This is a genomic window from Burkholderia lata, assembly GCF_000012945.1.
Taxonomy (GTDB): Bacteria; Pseudomonadota; Gammaproteobacteria; order Burkholderiales; family Burkholderiaceae; genus Burkholderia; species Burkholderia lata.
In genome coordinates this window covers 751,348-766,904 of sequence record NC_007511.1, presented here as the reverse complement: position 1 = coordinate 766,904, position 15,557 = coordinate 751,348, and the positions used below count along the sequence as shown (strand labels likewise).

Annotated in this window: 6 protein-coding genes; all 6 read right to left on the bottom strand. The window is 70.5% G+C overall.

Annotated elements, in window-relative coordinates:
• Positions 1-17: 17 nt before the first annotated feature.
• The 6 genes from BCEP18194_RS26160 to BCEP18194_RS26135 all read right to left on the bottom strand — a co-directional run bounded on the left by BCEP18194_RS26160 (position 18) and on the right by BCEP18194_RS26135 (position 15,511).
• On the bottom strand, positions 18-1,802 hold the full coding sequence (locus BCEP18194_RS26160; RefSeq protein ID WP_011354284.1) for an ABC transporter ATP-binding protein: 1,785 nt from the start codon (positions 1,800-1,802) through the stop codon (positions 18-20).
• Positions 1,799-3,520, bottom strand: coding sequence for an ABC transporter ATP-binding protein (locus BCEP18194_RS26155; protein WP_011354283.1), 1,722 nt, complete (start codon positions 3,518-3,520; stop codon positions 1,799-1,801). The genes BCEP18194_RS26160 and BCEP18194_RS26155 overlap by 4 nt, the downstream gene beginning before the upstream one ends.
• Positions 3,517-4,569, bottom strand: a complete 1,053-nt coding sequence (locus BCEP18194_RS26150) for a Gfo/Idh/MocA family oxidoreductase (RefSeq protein ID WP_011354282.1) — start codon at positions 4,567-4,569, stop codon at positions 3,517-3,519. Before BCEP18194_RS26150 ends, BCEP18194_RS26155 begins: the two co-directional genes overlap by 4 nt.
• The gene (locus tag BCEP18194_RS26145; protein ID WP_011354281.1) at positions 4,566-10,040 is read right to left on the bottom strand and encodes a non-ribosomal peptide synthetase; all 5,475 of its coding nucleotides are present in this window, start codon (positions 10,038-10,040) and stop codon (positions 4,566-4,568) included. Before BCEP18194_RS26145 ends, BCEP18194_RS26150 begins: the two co-directional genes overlap by 4 nt.
• Positions 10,037-14,446, bottom strand: coding sequence for a non-ribosomal peptide synthetase (locus BCEP18194_RS26140; RefSeq protein ID WP_011354280.1), 4,410 nt, complete (start codon positions 14,444-14,446; stop codon positions 10,037-10,039). Before BCEP18194_RS26140 ends, BCEP18194_RS26145 begins: the two co-directional genes overlap by 4 nt.
• 123 nt (positions 14,447-14,569) lie before the next feature.
• Complete coding sequence (locus tag BCEP18194_RS26135) at positions 14,570-15,511, bottom strand: helix-turn-helix domain-containing protein (RefSeq protein ID WP_011354279.1); 942 nt, start codon at positions 15,509-15,511, stop codon at positions 14,570-14,572.
• Positions 15,512-15,557: the final 46 nt, after the last annotated feature.

Below are 15,557 nucleotides of genomic sequence, written 5' to 3'. Positions count from 1 at the left end.
GGATCGCATTGTTCACGTCAGTGTTCGGACTCGGCCGGCCGCGCTTCCGCATCCATGCCCGCATCCACACCCGCTTCGGCGGCCGGTGACGCGCCGGGCGGCCGCCCGGCCCGGGCAAAGGTCGCGTACCACGCGTCAGCCTCGACCAGCTGCGCGTGCGTGCCGGTCGCCCGCACCCGGCCCGCGTCGAGCACGACGATCGTGTCGGCGGCCGCCGCGAGCGCCGGCTGGTGCGTGACGACGATGCGCGTACGCTGCCCGCGTAGCGCGACGAGGCTGTCGCGCACGCGCCGCGCGCTCAGCTCGTCAAGGCTCGCGGTCGGCTCGTCGAACATCAGCACCGGCGCACGGGCCAGCAGCGCGCGCGCGAGGCACGCCCGCTGGCGCTGCCCGCCCGACAGCAACTGGCCGCCGGGCCCCACGTCGGACTCGAGCCCGTCCGGCAAGCGCTCGGCGTCGCGCAGCAGGCCAACCGCGTCCAGCGCGTCGCGCAGCTCGGCATCGGACGCGTCCGGGCGGCCCATCCGCACGTTCCACGCGAGGCTGCCGCGAAACAGCCCGTTGTCCTGGAACACGAGGTTGCGCGTCGCGGCGAGCGTCGACTCGCTCAGGTGCCGCACGTCGGCGCGGCCGAGCAGCACGCGCCCGGCGCCCGGATCGTCGAGCCGGGCGAGCAGGCCCAGCAGCGTGCTCTTGCCGGCGCCCGTGGGGCCGACGATCGCGACGAAGCCGCCTGCCGGACAATGCAGGTCGACGCCGTCGAGCAGCGTCGCGCCGCCGGCCGACCGGTAGCCGACGCGCACCGCATCGACGCTCGCATCGTGCACTGGCGTGCCGCGCTCGGGGCTGTCGAACCGCGGCGCATGCAGCACCGCGAGCACGGTGTCGAGCGCGCGCCAGCCGCCGCGCAGTGCCTGGTCGAGCTGTGTGAGCTGCGCGAGCGGCTCGATGAAGCGCACGAGCAGCACGAGCACCGCCACGGCCGTCGCGGCATCGAGCCGGCCGGCCGAGACGGCCCACGCGCCGCCGACCAGCATCGCGACGAACACACCCTGCACCGCACCGGCAAAGCCGAGCTCGATCGGCAGCGAGCGCCGCATCAACGCACGCGTGCGGCGATGTTGCTCGTCGAACGCGTGCTGCAGCGCGGCGCGCGCATCGCCTTCCCGGCCCGCGAAGCGCAACAGCCCCTGATGCGCGGCGAAGGCCTGAAGCTGCACGGCCATCTCGCGATCGCCAGCCGCGCGCGATTGCTCGAACGCGAGCGTGCGCGTGCCGCCGCGTTCGAGCAGCACGAACAGCAGCACGGCGGCCGCCGCGAGGCACAGCGCGATACGCCAGTCGATCCACGCGAGCCCGGCGACGACCGCGAGCGGCGTCACGACCGCGCCGATCAGCGGCCCGAGCAGGTGCGCCGGAATCCCCATCGCCTGCATGACCGGCCCGCGCAGCAGCCCGGCCGGATGACTGTCGCGCACCGCCTGCCACGACGCGATGCGCGGCAGGTGCCGCACGAGGCGTTCGACGAGACCGGCCGCGAGCGCGCCGCCCGCGCGATAGCCGCCGCGCTGCGCGACATACAGCACGCACGCGTGGCACAGCGTCAGCGCGCCGAACATGATCGTCCACTGCAGCACGGCCGCCTGCACGCCGGCAAACCACGCGCGGATCAACGGCACGAGCAGCAATCCGCAGGCGCCGTCGAGCAAGGCGGCAGCCACCGCCCAGCCGACTCCGCGCCACAGCGCACGGCGCGTTTCGGCGGGCAGGCACTGCAAACGTTTGAGCGATTTCATCTTCATGCGGCCTCCCCGTCTGCCGCACCGCGTTCGCTCCATAGCCGCGCATACAGCCCGCGCGCGGCCAGCAGCACCGCATGCGTGCCACGCTCGACGATGCGGCCGCGATCCATCACGAGAATCTGGTCCGCATGCCGGATTGCATCGAGATCATGACTGACAATCACGCGCGTGCGTGCATCACCGCGCAGCGCATTGCGCAATGCGCGCCCGGTTTGCGGATCGAGCGCCGAAGCCGGTTCGTCGAGCAGCAGCAGCGGCGCCGGCGACAGCAGCGCACGTGCAATCGCCAAACGCTGCAGTTCGCCGCCGGACAGCCGCACGTCACGACCGCATATGCAGTCGTAGCCGCCCGGCAACGCGTCGATGCGTTCGTCGAGGCAGGCCGCGCGTGCGGCTGCGCGAATCGCATCGCGATCGGCGTCCGGCCGGTAAAGCGCGATGTTCGCGGCAATCGACACGTCGAGCGCGGCGGCCTGCTGGAACACCATCGCCACCTGTTCGCGCCGCGTATCCGACGCGAGCAGCCGCAGATCGGCGCCGCCGAGCCGCACCGTGCCGTGGTCCGGATCCATGAAGCGCGCGAGCAGCATCAGCAGCGTGCTCTTGCCCGCACCCGACGGCCCGACGATCGCGGTGGTCGTGCCGGCCGAAATCGTCGCATCGATGTCGCGCAGGATCGGTGTGCCGTCGATGTCGACACTCACGCCGCGCAGTTCGATCGACGCATCGCGCGGTACCTGTGCAGCGCGATCGGCTGGCCCGGGCAGAACTGGCTGCGCGAGCAACGCATCGAGGCGTGCGGCCGCCGCGCGCGCTTCGCGCAATGCGTCGGCACCGTGGCCGAGTGCACGCACCGGCGCCGCTACTGCCCAGATCAGCAGTGCAAACGCGCAGAGTTCGCCGACGGGCAAGCGGCCCGCCGTCAGCCACATCGCGCCGAACACGACCCACGCGAGCAGGAAGGGCGTGCCGAGCAGCACCTGCGTGCACGCACCGGGCCCGCCGACGCGGCCGACCCACGCCGAAAACGCCTGCTCGAAGCGCCCGGTCGACGCCAGCGCGGCCGCCTCGATACCGGCGCCCGGGTACTGCCGCACGAGCGCCGGGTTCTGCGCGAGCTGCGCGTAGTCGCCCATCAACTGTTCAAGCGCGCCGTTGCGCGACGTGACGGCCGGCGCGAACCGCGCCGAACGCATCCAGCGAAACAGTGCGGCGCCCGCGACGAGCGGTACCAGCGCGAACGTGAGCAGCACGGGATTCAGGTAAAGCAGGCACGCGAGCGCCGCGCACGGCACGACGATCAACTGCGTGACATCGGCCGGCGCGTGCGCGACGAGCTGGTGCAGCGCACGCACGTCCTGGTCGACGTGACGCGCGACGCGATCGCTGCCCGCACGCGCGAACCAGCCGAGCGGCAAGCGTTGCAGATGATCGGCGAGGCGCCTGCGCAAGCGATCGGCGAGATCGGCGTCGACCCGGTGCGTCAGGTGCAGCGCGACCGTCTGGCCGCCCAGCCAGCACACGCCGGCCACCACGGCCGCGACGAGCCAGCCGCGCGCCGTCGCGTCGAGCTGCGCCGTCGCGCGCCACGCGTCGGCGACACGGCCGAGCGCGAGCCACGGCACGAGCGATGCGACACCCGCCAGCGCCTGCAGCACGACCGCCGCCACGAGCGGCACCGCGAACGGCCGCAACATCGAAAGCAATGGCCCCTTCATGCGGCACGCTCCAGCAGCATGCCGAGCGTGGCCGCGCCTGCGTCGCCCGGCGGCTGCTCCGGAAAACCGAGCTGCATCGTCAGTTGCTGCCAGACGCGCGTCACGTCGATGGTGCGCTGGTTGCACGCCTGCAACCCTTCACCCGACACGAGCCGGTCGACCGCGCGCACGGCCGCTTGCGGCCAGTTGCGCGCATGAATCGCGCCCCACGTGTCGCGCGCGTCGTCGCAGATCTGGATGCTCGGCATGTCGCTGCCTGTCGTGTCGCCGAAGATCGGGAACAGCCCGTTCTCGTCGATCTCCGGTTCGCGCAGCGCGGGGGCCCACCACAGCGGGCCGTGCGGCGACGCGAGCGTCCACGTGCCGGCGTCCGTCGTCAGCGTGATGCCGAACAGCTGGCTCATCCGGCCGTCGTCGGCCGCCGCCATCTCGTTGTGCACGCGCAGCGACACCGGCGTTGCGGCAAGCACCATCGCGCATTCGCGCATCGACGACAGTGCCGGCCCGATCGGCTCGACCGACCACGGGCCCACGCCCTGCAGCGCGGCCGCGAGCACGTCGAGCGCCGCGAAACTGGCCTGCACCGAGCACACGACGTCCGCATGCACCGGCGCACTCGTTTCGCGCAGCCGTCGCGCGACGGCGATGAAGCGCGAGACGACCGGCAGGTTCGGATAGAAGCTGTTGAGCAGGCAGCGGCGGCCTTGACGCGACGCGGTGCGCAGCACGCGATCCCATTCGTCGGGCAGCAGCGGATGCTCGATCACCACGTCGATCCCGCGTTCGAGCAGCCGGCACGCGAGCGCAGCCCCGTCGGCGCCGCGCGCCGCGCCGCCGACCGCGACGCATGCAACGCGCACGTCCTCGGGTAGCGATTCGGGAGAGTCGAACACGGGCGCGCCGACACGCACGGCCAGCGCGGCGGTGCGCGCACTGCCCTGCCCCAGGATGCCCGCGACACGATACGCGCTGGACGCAGCGAGACCTACCGCGTAGAACTGGCCGAAGCGGGAGCCGGCCACGACGACCGGCAGCGGATGGACCTTCATTGCGCCTCCTTCAGGCGGGTGTCGACGAACGCGGCATTCAGGCAGTCGAAATGACCGCCGGGGATATCGACGGACGTGATGCCGCCGAGCGCCTGCGCCGTCCAGTATTCGGTGAGCGCCGCGCGCTGCTGCGGAATCAGCGGGTTGCAGCGCTCCGGCACGAACAGCCGCAGCGCACCTGCATACGGCGCGTCGCCCGCCCAGTGGCTCGCCTGCACCGAATGCATGAAGAGCCGGTACAGCCGCTCGCGTTCGTCGAGCAGCGGATGCGCGACCTCGTCCTGCATCGACAATCCGGCGGCGGCACGCAGCACGCGGCGGCGCAATGCATCGAGCGGCTCGCAGCGATCGCCGAAGATCTCCAGCTGCGCCTGCAGGCTGCCGGGCGCGAGTCGCGCGGGGTCGGCCTTCAACGCGTCGGCGAGTGCGTCGGCCAGCACGTACGTTTCCGGAAACCCGAGCGCGTCGAGCGGCAGCCCGAGCGTCGCCGCGAAGTTGAACAGCACGAGCCGTTCATCTTCGATCAGGTACGGAATCCGGTAGCTCGACACGATGTCGAGCGTGCGCACTTCGACGCCGAGCTGCACCAGCGACTTCGCCATGTCGAGCGCGACCAGCCCGCCCGAGCAGTACCCGAGCACGTCGACCTCGCGCACGCCGGTGCGCCACAGTGCGTCCGCATAGCGACGGCCGAGCGTCGCGTTCAGGTGGCGTGCCGGCACATCGAGATAGTCCTGCGCGTCGCGCACCGCGAAGCCGAGCACCGGGCCGAGCCGCGCGAGCGCCGGCATGACAGGTCGATACGCATGCACGGTGCCGAGCCCTTCGTGCACGATCACGCGCGGCACGCCCTCGCCCGGTGCGAGCGAAATCGGTCGCACGTCGGCACGCACGCGGGGCGCGGGTGCATGGATGACCGCCGACGCGTGCGCCGTGCGCATTGCAGCCGGTGACGTTGCGGCCGACGGCTGCTCGCCCGCATCGCGCAGGCACTGCGCGAACGCAGCGGGCGTCGGCTGCGCGAGCACCCAGCGCAGCAGCCGGTCGAACGGATGCGCTTGTGCGAGCGGTTCTTCGCCACGCAGCCGCGACACGAGTTGCGCGATCAGCAGCGAATCGCCGCCCGCGGCGAAGAAGTCCTGATCCGCCGTAACGTTGCGCGTATCGAGCACGGCTTCCCACAAGCCGATCAGCCGCGCCAGCAGCGGATCGGCGGCGGTCTGCATGCTGGCCGGCCGAGCGGACGCCGGTTCCGGTTCGCGGATGTCGGCGATACCGGCCAGCGTACGGCGATCGATCTTGCCGTTCGCGGTCACCGGCAAACGGTCGAGCACGCGCAATTGCGACGGCACCATGTAGCCCGGCACGCGCTCCGCGACGAACGCCAGCAACGCGTCCGGCGCGATGCGCGCCGCGCCGCGCTTCACGTGCGCGAGCAGGATGTCGTAGCCGAGCGCATCGAGCGGCGTGCCGGGCGCCACGCAACCGAGCGCGCGATCGCCGCCGTCCGACTGCAACCATTCGAGCCACTGCGCGCGCGGCACGAACAATCGCGCCGACTCGGCACGCGCGTCGCTCGGCGTTTCCATCATCAGCCCCTGGCTGATGCTGATCTCCGGATGCTCGGTCGTCAGTTCCTGGATCACCCACCACGCGTCGGCCGCCGACAGCGCACGCAGCCCGGCGACCAGCGCGACCGTGTCGCGCGCATTGTTCAGCGCGCCGGAGCTGATCGAGACGTCGATCGAATGCGGCGCGATGCCCTGCGCGTCGAACGGCGCATTCATGTCGAACCGCACGAACCGCATCCACGGATACGCGGCGAAACGCTCGCGCGCCGCTGCAAGGAAATAGCTCGACACGTCGCTGAACAGGTAGTCGATCCGCGCGCCCGCTTCGACCAGTGGCGCAAGGGCGTCGACGATCGACCGCGTCGCCGCGGCCGTTCCCGCGCCGATCTCCAGGATGCGCCACGGACGCTGCGGCTCACGCGCAACGATCGCGCGCACGGCCTGCGCCATCCCGTTGTGCAGTGCATGCGCATGTTCGCCGTCGCTGTACATCGCGTCGGCGATATGCGATGCGCCTTCCGGGAACATCAGGCCAGCCGGCGACACGCTGCCGTCCACCTGCACATCGATGCATCCTGCGCTGTCGCGGAAGTAGTCGACGAGAACGGCCGGCCACAGATCCGGCGACGCATCCTGCGCAAACGCGTCCCAGCTTGCGTGCGCATCGGCATGGCCCGCATCGGGCCTCAGACGCCAGCCGCCTGCTTCGGCATCCGCGTGCAGCACGCCGTGCTTGTCGAGCATCGCGAGCCAGTGGCGTAGCAGATGCTGTCGCGCCGACGGCACGCGCAGCCGTTCGCACAACGTCGCGAAATCCGTCGCGGCATCGTCGCTCAGCGCGCCTGCCGGCACGATCCACGCGGCCAGCGATGCAACGCAGGCGGCTTCGAGCTGGGCGACCGACCGTGCCACATCTGCCTGTTCAGGCCAGCGCGCGGCGTCGAACGCCGTACGCACCTGCTTCGCAATCTCTTGCAGCGCGTCGTCCTGCGTCGACGTCGAAGGCTCCGCGCCGTGCAGCGACGCGAAGCTCGCGAGCCGGCGCTCCGCGCCTTCGCCGAGCACGATCGTCGCGGCCGCACCAACGAGCGGATGCGCGGTCAGCGCTGCATCGATCTCGGCCAGCTCGATCCGGTAGCCGCGGATCTTCACCTGATCGTCCTGCCGCCCGAGGAATTCGAGCGAACCGTCGGCGCGCACGCGGCCAAGATCGCCGGTGCGATAAAGCCTGCGTCCGTCGCGATGACGGATGAAGCGTTCGGCCGTGCGCACGGGATCGTTCGCGTAACCGGTCGCGAGCCCCACGCCGCCGATATGAATCTCGCCGCGCACGCTGGGCGGGCACGGCCGGCCGAGTGCGTCGAGCACTTCCATCGTCTGCCCGGTCAGCGCGCGGCCGTACGGAATGCTGGCAAGCTGCGTGTCCGCAGGATGGATCGGATGCTCGATCGACCAGATCGACGCCTCGGTCGCGCCGCCCAGGCTGAACAACGCGCTGTCGGGCCAGCGTCGCCACCAGCGCGTGGGCAGTGTCACCGGAATCCAGTCGCCCGACCACAGCACGCGGCGCGGGCCCGGCACTTCGAGCGCCGGTTCGCTTTCGAGGTAGTCGATCAGCATCTGCCCTTGCGCGGGCACCGAGTTCCACAGCGTCACGCGATGCCGCACCATCAGCTCGGCCCAGTGCGACGGATCGTTGCCGCGCGCCGGATCCGGCAGCACGATGCACGCGCCGCGCGCGGTCGCGCCGAAGAAATCGTAGACAGACAGGTCGAAGCTCAGCTCGGCAAGGCCGAGCACCACGTCGCCGTCACCGACTTCGTGGCGCGCGCTGATGTCGGCCAGCGTGTTGCACACGGCCGCGTGGCTCAGCATCACGCCCTTCGGTTCGCCGGTGGAACCCGACGTGTAAATCACGTACGCGAGCGCGTCGCCGTCGAGGTCGCGCGCGGCACGCGGCGGCCATTGCGGATCGATCGGAAATGTATCGATATCGATGCGCACGCAACCGTCATGTTCGAAGTCGAGCGTCTGCACGCTGACGACCGCACGCACCCGCGCATTGCGCAGGATTGCCTGTTGCCGCAGCGCCGGCTGGCGGCTGTCGACCGGCACGTACGCGGCGCCCGCCTGCACGATCGCGAGCACGGCCGCGAGCTGGTGCGCGCACTTCGGCATCAGCACGGCAACGGTGTCGCCCACGCCGACGCCAGCCCGCTCAAGCGAAGACCGCAGCGCCGCCGCATGCTGCGCGACGTCGCGATACGTGCGCGCCCCTTGTGCATCGATCACCACCGGCGCATCGGGCGTACGCAACGCCTGCGCGGCGAAGCCGGCCGCGATATGCGTATCCGCATCCGGATGGACCTCGGCAGCTGGCACGGCGGACGGCAGCACGGTGTCACCCTCGCGCGACCACGACTCGGCATCCGCAGCGAGCCGGCCCAGCAACGCGACGTACGCGTCGAACATCGCCGCGGGCATCCCGTCCGGAAACAGGTCGTCGCGCACGTCCCAGCCGATTTCCAGCCCGCCGAACTGGTCGGTCACCTGGCAGTCGAGCCAGACCTGCGGCGTCTGACTGATCATGTAGAGAGGCGGTTCGGCTCGGCCCGCATGCTCGCCAAGCAGACGGCCGACGCTGCCGATGCCGCTCGTAAACACCACCGGCATCAGCGCCGCATCCTTGCCGCGCCGCCGCGCGAGTTCGCGCATCACGTCGACGCCGGTAAACGCGCGATGGTCGAGGTCGTCGAACATGCGTGCGCCGATCGTGCGGGCGCGCTCGACGAAATCACGCCCGTGCGTCGCGTCGACCGCGAGCAGGCTCAGTGCGGTGAAATCGCCGAGCACCGCGTCGATGCGCGGATGCACGGGCGGCCGGTTCAGCACCGTCAGGTTCAGGCAGAACGCGGGCGACTGGCTCCAGCGGCCGACGACCTCGGCGAACGCGGCCAGCGCGACACTGGCCGCGCTCAGCCCGAAGCGGCTCGCGTAGCTGCTCAGCGCAGCCCACTGCGCACGATCGAGCCGCGCATGCCGGTGCGTGAAGCGCGGCCGCGCGTCGGAACGCATCGCGGGCACCACCGGCAGATCGGGGCGCGCCGGCAGATCGTCGATGCGTGCAAGCCACCACGCCTTGTCGCGCGCATGATCGGCGCGGGTGCCGGCGTGGGCTTCGTTGACGACGTAATCGCGGAACGTCGCGTCGAGCGGCTCGGGCTGCCATTGCGGATCGTCGTAACGCCGCCGCCATTCGGCGAGCAGCAACTGCAGGCTCGCGTAGTCGATCAGCGTGAAATCGACGGACAGGTGTAGCACCGCGCCATCCGGCCCGAGGCTCACTTCCGGCTGCAGCACCGGCCAGCGGTCGAGCGCGTGCACCGCATGGTCGAGACGCTCGCGCACGCGCTTCACGTGCGCGTCGAATGCGTTCGCATCGGCATCGCGCAGGTCGTGCACCGCGAGCGGCTGCCACGGCACGTCGGGCAGCACGCGCTGCCATGCGTTGTCCTCGACGATCGCGCGCAGCATCGGATGCCGCGCAACGCACGCATTCCACGCGGCCTCGAAGCGCACGCAGTCGAGATTCGCGGGTTCGCCGTATTCGACGTACAGATGGCACGCATTGCCGCCGAACTCGAACGATTCATGCCGGCCGAGCACATACGCGGCCTGCACCGGCGTCAGCGCGAAGCGCTCGTGCCGGCGCGCCGGATCGCTGCGCCACGCGCCGTCCTGCAGAAATCGGACGAATGCGTCGCGTTCGGCCTTGATGCGCGCGGCGAGATCCGCATCGAGCGCGCCGGCCGGCGCGCGATAGCGCAACTGGCCGCCGTCGTCGCACCACAGTTCGATCTGGCGTTCGCGGCAAAGATCGAGCACGTCATCGAAGCTCACAGCACGCCCTCCTCGATCGTTGCGATGGGCGTGTCGCCTTCCGCCTGCGAAGCCTGTGCGGTCGGCGCCGCCTCATCGAGCTGCGCGGCAAGACCCGCGAGCGTCGGCTGCCGATAGAACGCGGCCATCCCGACCCGCACGCCGAGCCGCTCACGCAGTTGCGCGAGCAGGCGTGTCGCGAGCAGGCTGTCGCCGCCGAGCGCGAAGAACGTCGCGTCGCGCGCGTTCGCCGGGCGGCCGAGCGCGTGCTCCCAGCACGCGAGCAGCGTCGCCTGCCGTTCGTCTGCCGGCACGAACGCGTCATGTGCGGCGGGCGCATCGCCGAGTGCCCGAGCGAGCGCATCGCCTACCGCTCGCCGATCGATCTTGCCGTTCGCGTTGAGCGGCCAGCGCGCGATGCACCACAGCGCATCGGGACGCATCGCGTCGGGCAACCGGTCGCGCAGCCAGTCGGCCAGCGCCGCTTGCTCCGCCGGTTCGCCGACACGGTGCGCATCAATGCAGGCAAACGCGGTCGAGCGCCAGCTCCGCGATGCTTCCAGCGCAAAGCCGCACGCGTGTGCCGCCGACGCCAGCGCATCGTGCGCAAACGGCCGCGGCAGCGACGCATCGCCCGTCACGCCCGCGACGAGCTCACGCAGCGGCGAATCGCGCAGCACGTCGGCAAGCAGCAAACGACCATTCTGCGCAAGCAACGCTGCTGCGATCCGGAACGTGTCTCGCGGATCGTCGCGCAGGTGCGCGGCCGCGAAACTGATCACGCAATCGAACCGGCCGAGATGACGGGCGGGTAGCAGGCCGTCCTGCATCGCCTGCAACGTCGGCATCGTTTGTGCAAAGTACGCCTGCGCGTTGTGCAGCAGACCGGGCGACGCGTCGAACAGCGTCACGTCGAAGCGCGGATCGTCGAGCACGCCGAGCCCCGCATCGAACCATTGCCCGGCGCGCGCGTCGAGCACCGCGACCCGCAGCGGTTCGGTGCGCGCCGCGGCCTGGGCCTGGGCCTGGGCCTGCAACGCAGCGCCAAACTCGCGCAGCGCGCGTGCGCCATCCGGCAAACGTGCCGCGAACGCCAGCGGCGCGATCCGCGGATCGAGCGGCACACGCTGCGCGGCGCCTTCAGGATCGGCAGCGAGCGAGCGCAGCGATCCGGTCAGCTCGTCGAGATCGGCGGCATACCAGTCGAGCAGATCGAGCGCGCCGTCGACGGAAATCGATACGTCATCCTTGGCATGCCAATGCGCGCTCAGCGACGGCGGCAAGCCTGTATCGCCGTCGAGCAGCCGATCGGCTAGCGCGCGCGCAAGGGCCGCTTCCGCGTGCACGGTATCCGCAACGTCCGCTTCCGCGAGCACGGACGAGGACAGCGTTACCTCCGACATACGATCGGCCGGTACGAACGCCGCCGCGATACGCGCGGCTTCGCCGCCGACGACGCTCGCGCACGCACCGTCGATCAGCGGATGCGCAGCCAGCGCGGCCTCGATCTCGCCCAGCTCGATCCGGTGCCCGCGCACCTTCACCTGGCGATCCTCGCGCCCCAGGAATTCGAGCGTGCCGTCGGGCCAGTAGCGGCCACGGTCGCCCGTGCGATACCAGCGTCCCGACGCCTGCTGCACGAAGCGCTGCGCGGTCAGCTCGGGATCGTTCCGGTAGCCGCGTGCGAGGCTGTCACCACCGATCAGCAGTTCGCCCGGCACGTAATCCGGTACATCGTGGCCAGCGGCATCGATGACCCGATAAGCCTGCCCCGGCAACGGCCGGCCGTACGGAATCGAACGCCAGTGCGGCGGCACCTCGCGCACCGTCTGCACGTTCGACCAGATGCCCGCCTCGGTCGCGCCGCCGAGCGCATGGAAAGCACACGCGTCGCCGCACCGTTCGCGCAGGCGCGCCGGCAGGTCGAGCGCGATCCAGTCGCCGGACAGCAGCGCCGCGCGCACGCTGCGGCATGCGTCGGCCGCGGCCGGCACCGCCAGCGCCATTTCCAGCAGCGCGGGCGCGGAATTCCACAGCGTCACGCGATGCTGCGCGATCAGCTCGATCCAGCGCGCCGCGTCGCGTGCGTCGTCCTGGGTCGGCAGCACGAGTTCGGCACCGGCACCGAGCACGCCGAACAGGTCGTACACCGACAGGTCGAAATCGAGCGCCGATACCGCGAGCAACCGGTCTGCCGGGCTCACACCGAGCAGCGCATCGATCGCATCGATCGTGTTGAGCGCCGCTGCGTGCGTCATCTCGACACCCTTCGGCACGCCCGTCGAACCAGATGTATAGATCACGTACGCGGTGGCCTGCGGTGCGACCGCGAGCGGCACGGCCAGCGGTTCGTGCCGCATCAGCGCCGCGACGCCGAAATGCGGCAGCGGCGCATCGGCGAGCGTCGTGTCGCCGATCGCGGCCTTCACGCCAGCCGCGCGTTCGATCAGCGCCTTGCGCGCAGCCGGCTGCGCGATATCGAGCGGCACGTAGCACGCACCGGCAGCCAGAACACCGAACACCGCGGCCACCTGGGCGGGCCCGCGCGGCAGACTGATCTCGACGGCGTCGCCATGACCGATGCCGGCCGCACGCAAGCCGCCTGCGATCGCCAGCGCCTGCGCGGCCAGCTCGCCGCGCGTCACCGCTTGCTCGCCGCACCGCAATGCGACGGCCGCCGGCTCGCGCGCGGCCGATGCGAAGAAGTCGGCATGCAGCGTACGCGGACGCCCGGGTGCGGGCACGGCGTTGAGCGCATCGCGCACGCGTCGCTGCGCGGACGGCAGCTCGACCGCGATCGGCAGCCGCCAGTCGCGATCGCACAGCGCCTGCACAAGCGCGACATACGCGCCGAACATCGCATCGATCATCCCGTCGGGAAACAGGCCGTCGACGCTGTCCCACGCGAGCAGCGCGCCGTCCGGCACGCGATAGAGCTGATGATCGAGCCACACCTGCGGCGTCTGCGAAATCATGTCGTGCAGATCGCCGAACACGCGCGCGAACGCGTCGGGCACGAACGGCGCATCGCCGAGATTGCACGAAAACACGACGGGCGCCGCGCGCGGCGCACCTTGCCGGCGCGCATCGCGCAGCACGTCGAGCGCCGGATACGCAGCTTGCGCAATCGCGCCGTGCAGCCGCTGCTGGAATGCGCGCACCGTGTCGGCCGCGCTCGCGTCCGCGCGCAGGTCGCATTCGACGAGCAGCAACGTCGTGAAATCGGCAATCACGCGGCCGAGGTCGGGCGCATCGCCGTGCCGGTCGAACAGCGGCACGTTGAGCAGGAACGCATGACGGCCGCTCCAGCGCGCAAGCACCGCGGCGAACGCCGCGCCGAACACCGACGACAGCGTGACGCCATGCTGCGCGGCCCGCGCCTGCAGGCGCGCGAGTTCGGCCGTGCTCAGCGTATGCGCGACGCGGCTGAAACGCGGCGCGCGAATCGTTTCCGGCGCACGGGCGAGCGGCAGCGCCGGCCCTTCCGGCAACGTCGCGAGCCGCGCATGCCATGCATCACGCGCCACGGCCCGCGCATCGCGCGTATCGGCCGCGCGACGCGCGAGCCAGGCCGGGAACCACGTCGACGGCGCGTCGGGCAGCGCTGACGGCTCGGCGTACGCGGCGCCGATCTCCTGCATCAGCAGCCGCACGCTGTCCACGTCGGCCGCGAGCAGGTCGACGCTCAGCCATACGCGATCCTCGCCGCCCGGCATCTGCACGAGCCCCATCAAGAAGACCTGCGCGTGCTCGACGTCGAGACATTCGTGCGACCGGAACGCGCGCAGCGACGCCCATTCGGTTTCCGCATCGGTGGGCGTCCTGTCGCGCCAGTCCGCATGCGCGAACACCGGCGCGTCCGGCGCCGCGACGATCTGCTGGCGGCCACCGGTGAAGCGCGCACGCAGCATCGGATGGCGCTCGCGCACACGCCGGCACGTCGCGGCGAGACGAGCGGGATCGATCGAGCGGCACCGAAACTCGAGGAACGCGTGACAGCTCACGTTGCCGAGCACTTCGCCGTCGCCGCGGCCGAGCCAGTACGCCTGCTGCACCGCCGACAAATCGAACGGCGCATGCACGTCGACGTCGACCACCTCGGCAGCCTCGACGTCAGGCGCCGCGGGGGCGACGCGCGGCGCATTCGCGAGCAGCTCGGCCCACGCGCCGAGCGTCGGCGTGCGCGCGAGCGCATCGAACGTCAGCGCGTAGCCGAGACGGTTCACGCGCGTCTGCAGATACATCAACCGGATCGAATCGAGGCCGCAACTCAGCAGGTCCTCGTCATCGTCGAGCGATGCGATTTCGTCGACGGGCTCGTCGAGCAGCTCGGCGATCATCGCGACGAGCTGCGAGCGAAAGGCTATGGGAGAAAAACTGGAAGGATCGGAATGATCGATGCTGGAATCGACAGCGGTCTGGCTCATGGGCACGCCTTGTATGGGTCGTTCGATGGCGGATCCGCGCGGCGGCGGCCACCCGTGAATGAGAATCTATCTCATTCATACCCATGAGCCCGGTCGATTACTTTAGGCTGCCGGTCAGTTGTTTTAGATTGCCGCGCTCTCCATCTCGACGTCGTCGATTGCGTTCGACGACGCACGAATATCGCTCGGCGAAATGCCGTAGCGCTTGCGGAATGCGATCGAGAAATGCGCGGGACTGTAGCCAACCCGGTACGCGACGGTCGACACGTTCGCGTCCTCCGCGCACAGCATCGCGTGTGCGGTCCGCAGCCGGTATTCCTGCAGGTACGCATACACGCTCGTGCCGAACACCTTGCGGAAGCCGGCCGTCAGCTTGCGCGAATTCATCCCCACCCGGCCCGCGAGCGCATCGAGTGTGGGCGGCTGCTGCAACTCGCGCGTCAGGATGTCACTCGCCGCGTACACGCGTTCGACATCCGACGACGTGACGCGCACGTCGGCCGGCGCGAACTGCCGCTGCGTCGCCAGAAGCTGCGCACTCAGCGCGGTCAGCTCGAACGCCTTGGCCTTCAGGTAGTACTCGCGCACCGCACCCTCGAACGGGCACGTCGCGATCTGCACCGCGAGCGCCTGCAGCGCCTTCGACGCCGGGCAACTGACGATGCGCGGATCGCCGCCCGTCGGCGCGAGCATCTTCTCCGGCAACAGGCTCAGGTTGCGGTCGAGCGCATCGAGGCCAAGCTGCACGATCGTGTAGCGCAGCGGCGTGTCGCGGTCGTAGATCTGGTGCGTCGTGAATTCGCCGTCGTTGGCGATCACGCACAGGCCCGGCCCCTTGATGCACTGCTCGGGCTGGCCCGGCACGCGGCAGCGCAACTGCCCGCTCTGCACGAGGACGAGCTTCAGCCCTTTTTCGAGCGGCTCCTCGTACCAGTCGCGGCTGTCCGAGCACAGCGTGCCGCTCATGAGTTTCATGCCCGCGTCGATGTGCACCACGCCCGGATGATTGCCGGGCACGAGCACCGGCGGGTGACGTCGTGACGAAGCGAAGGAGGTCGAGCTCATCGGAGGTCCGTTGGTTAGGCGGCACGCGCGGCCCGGCGCGCGCCGG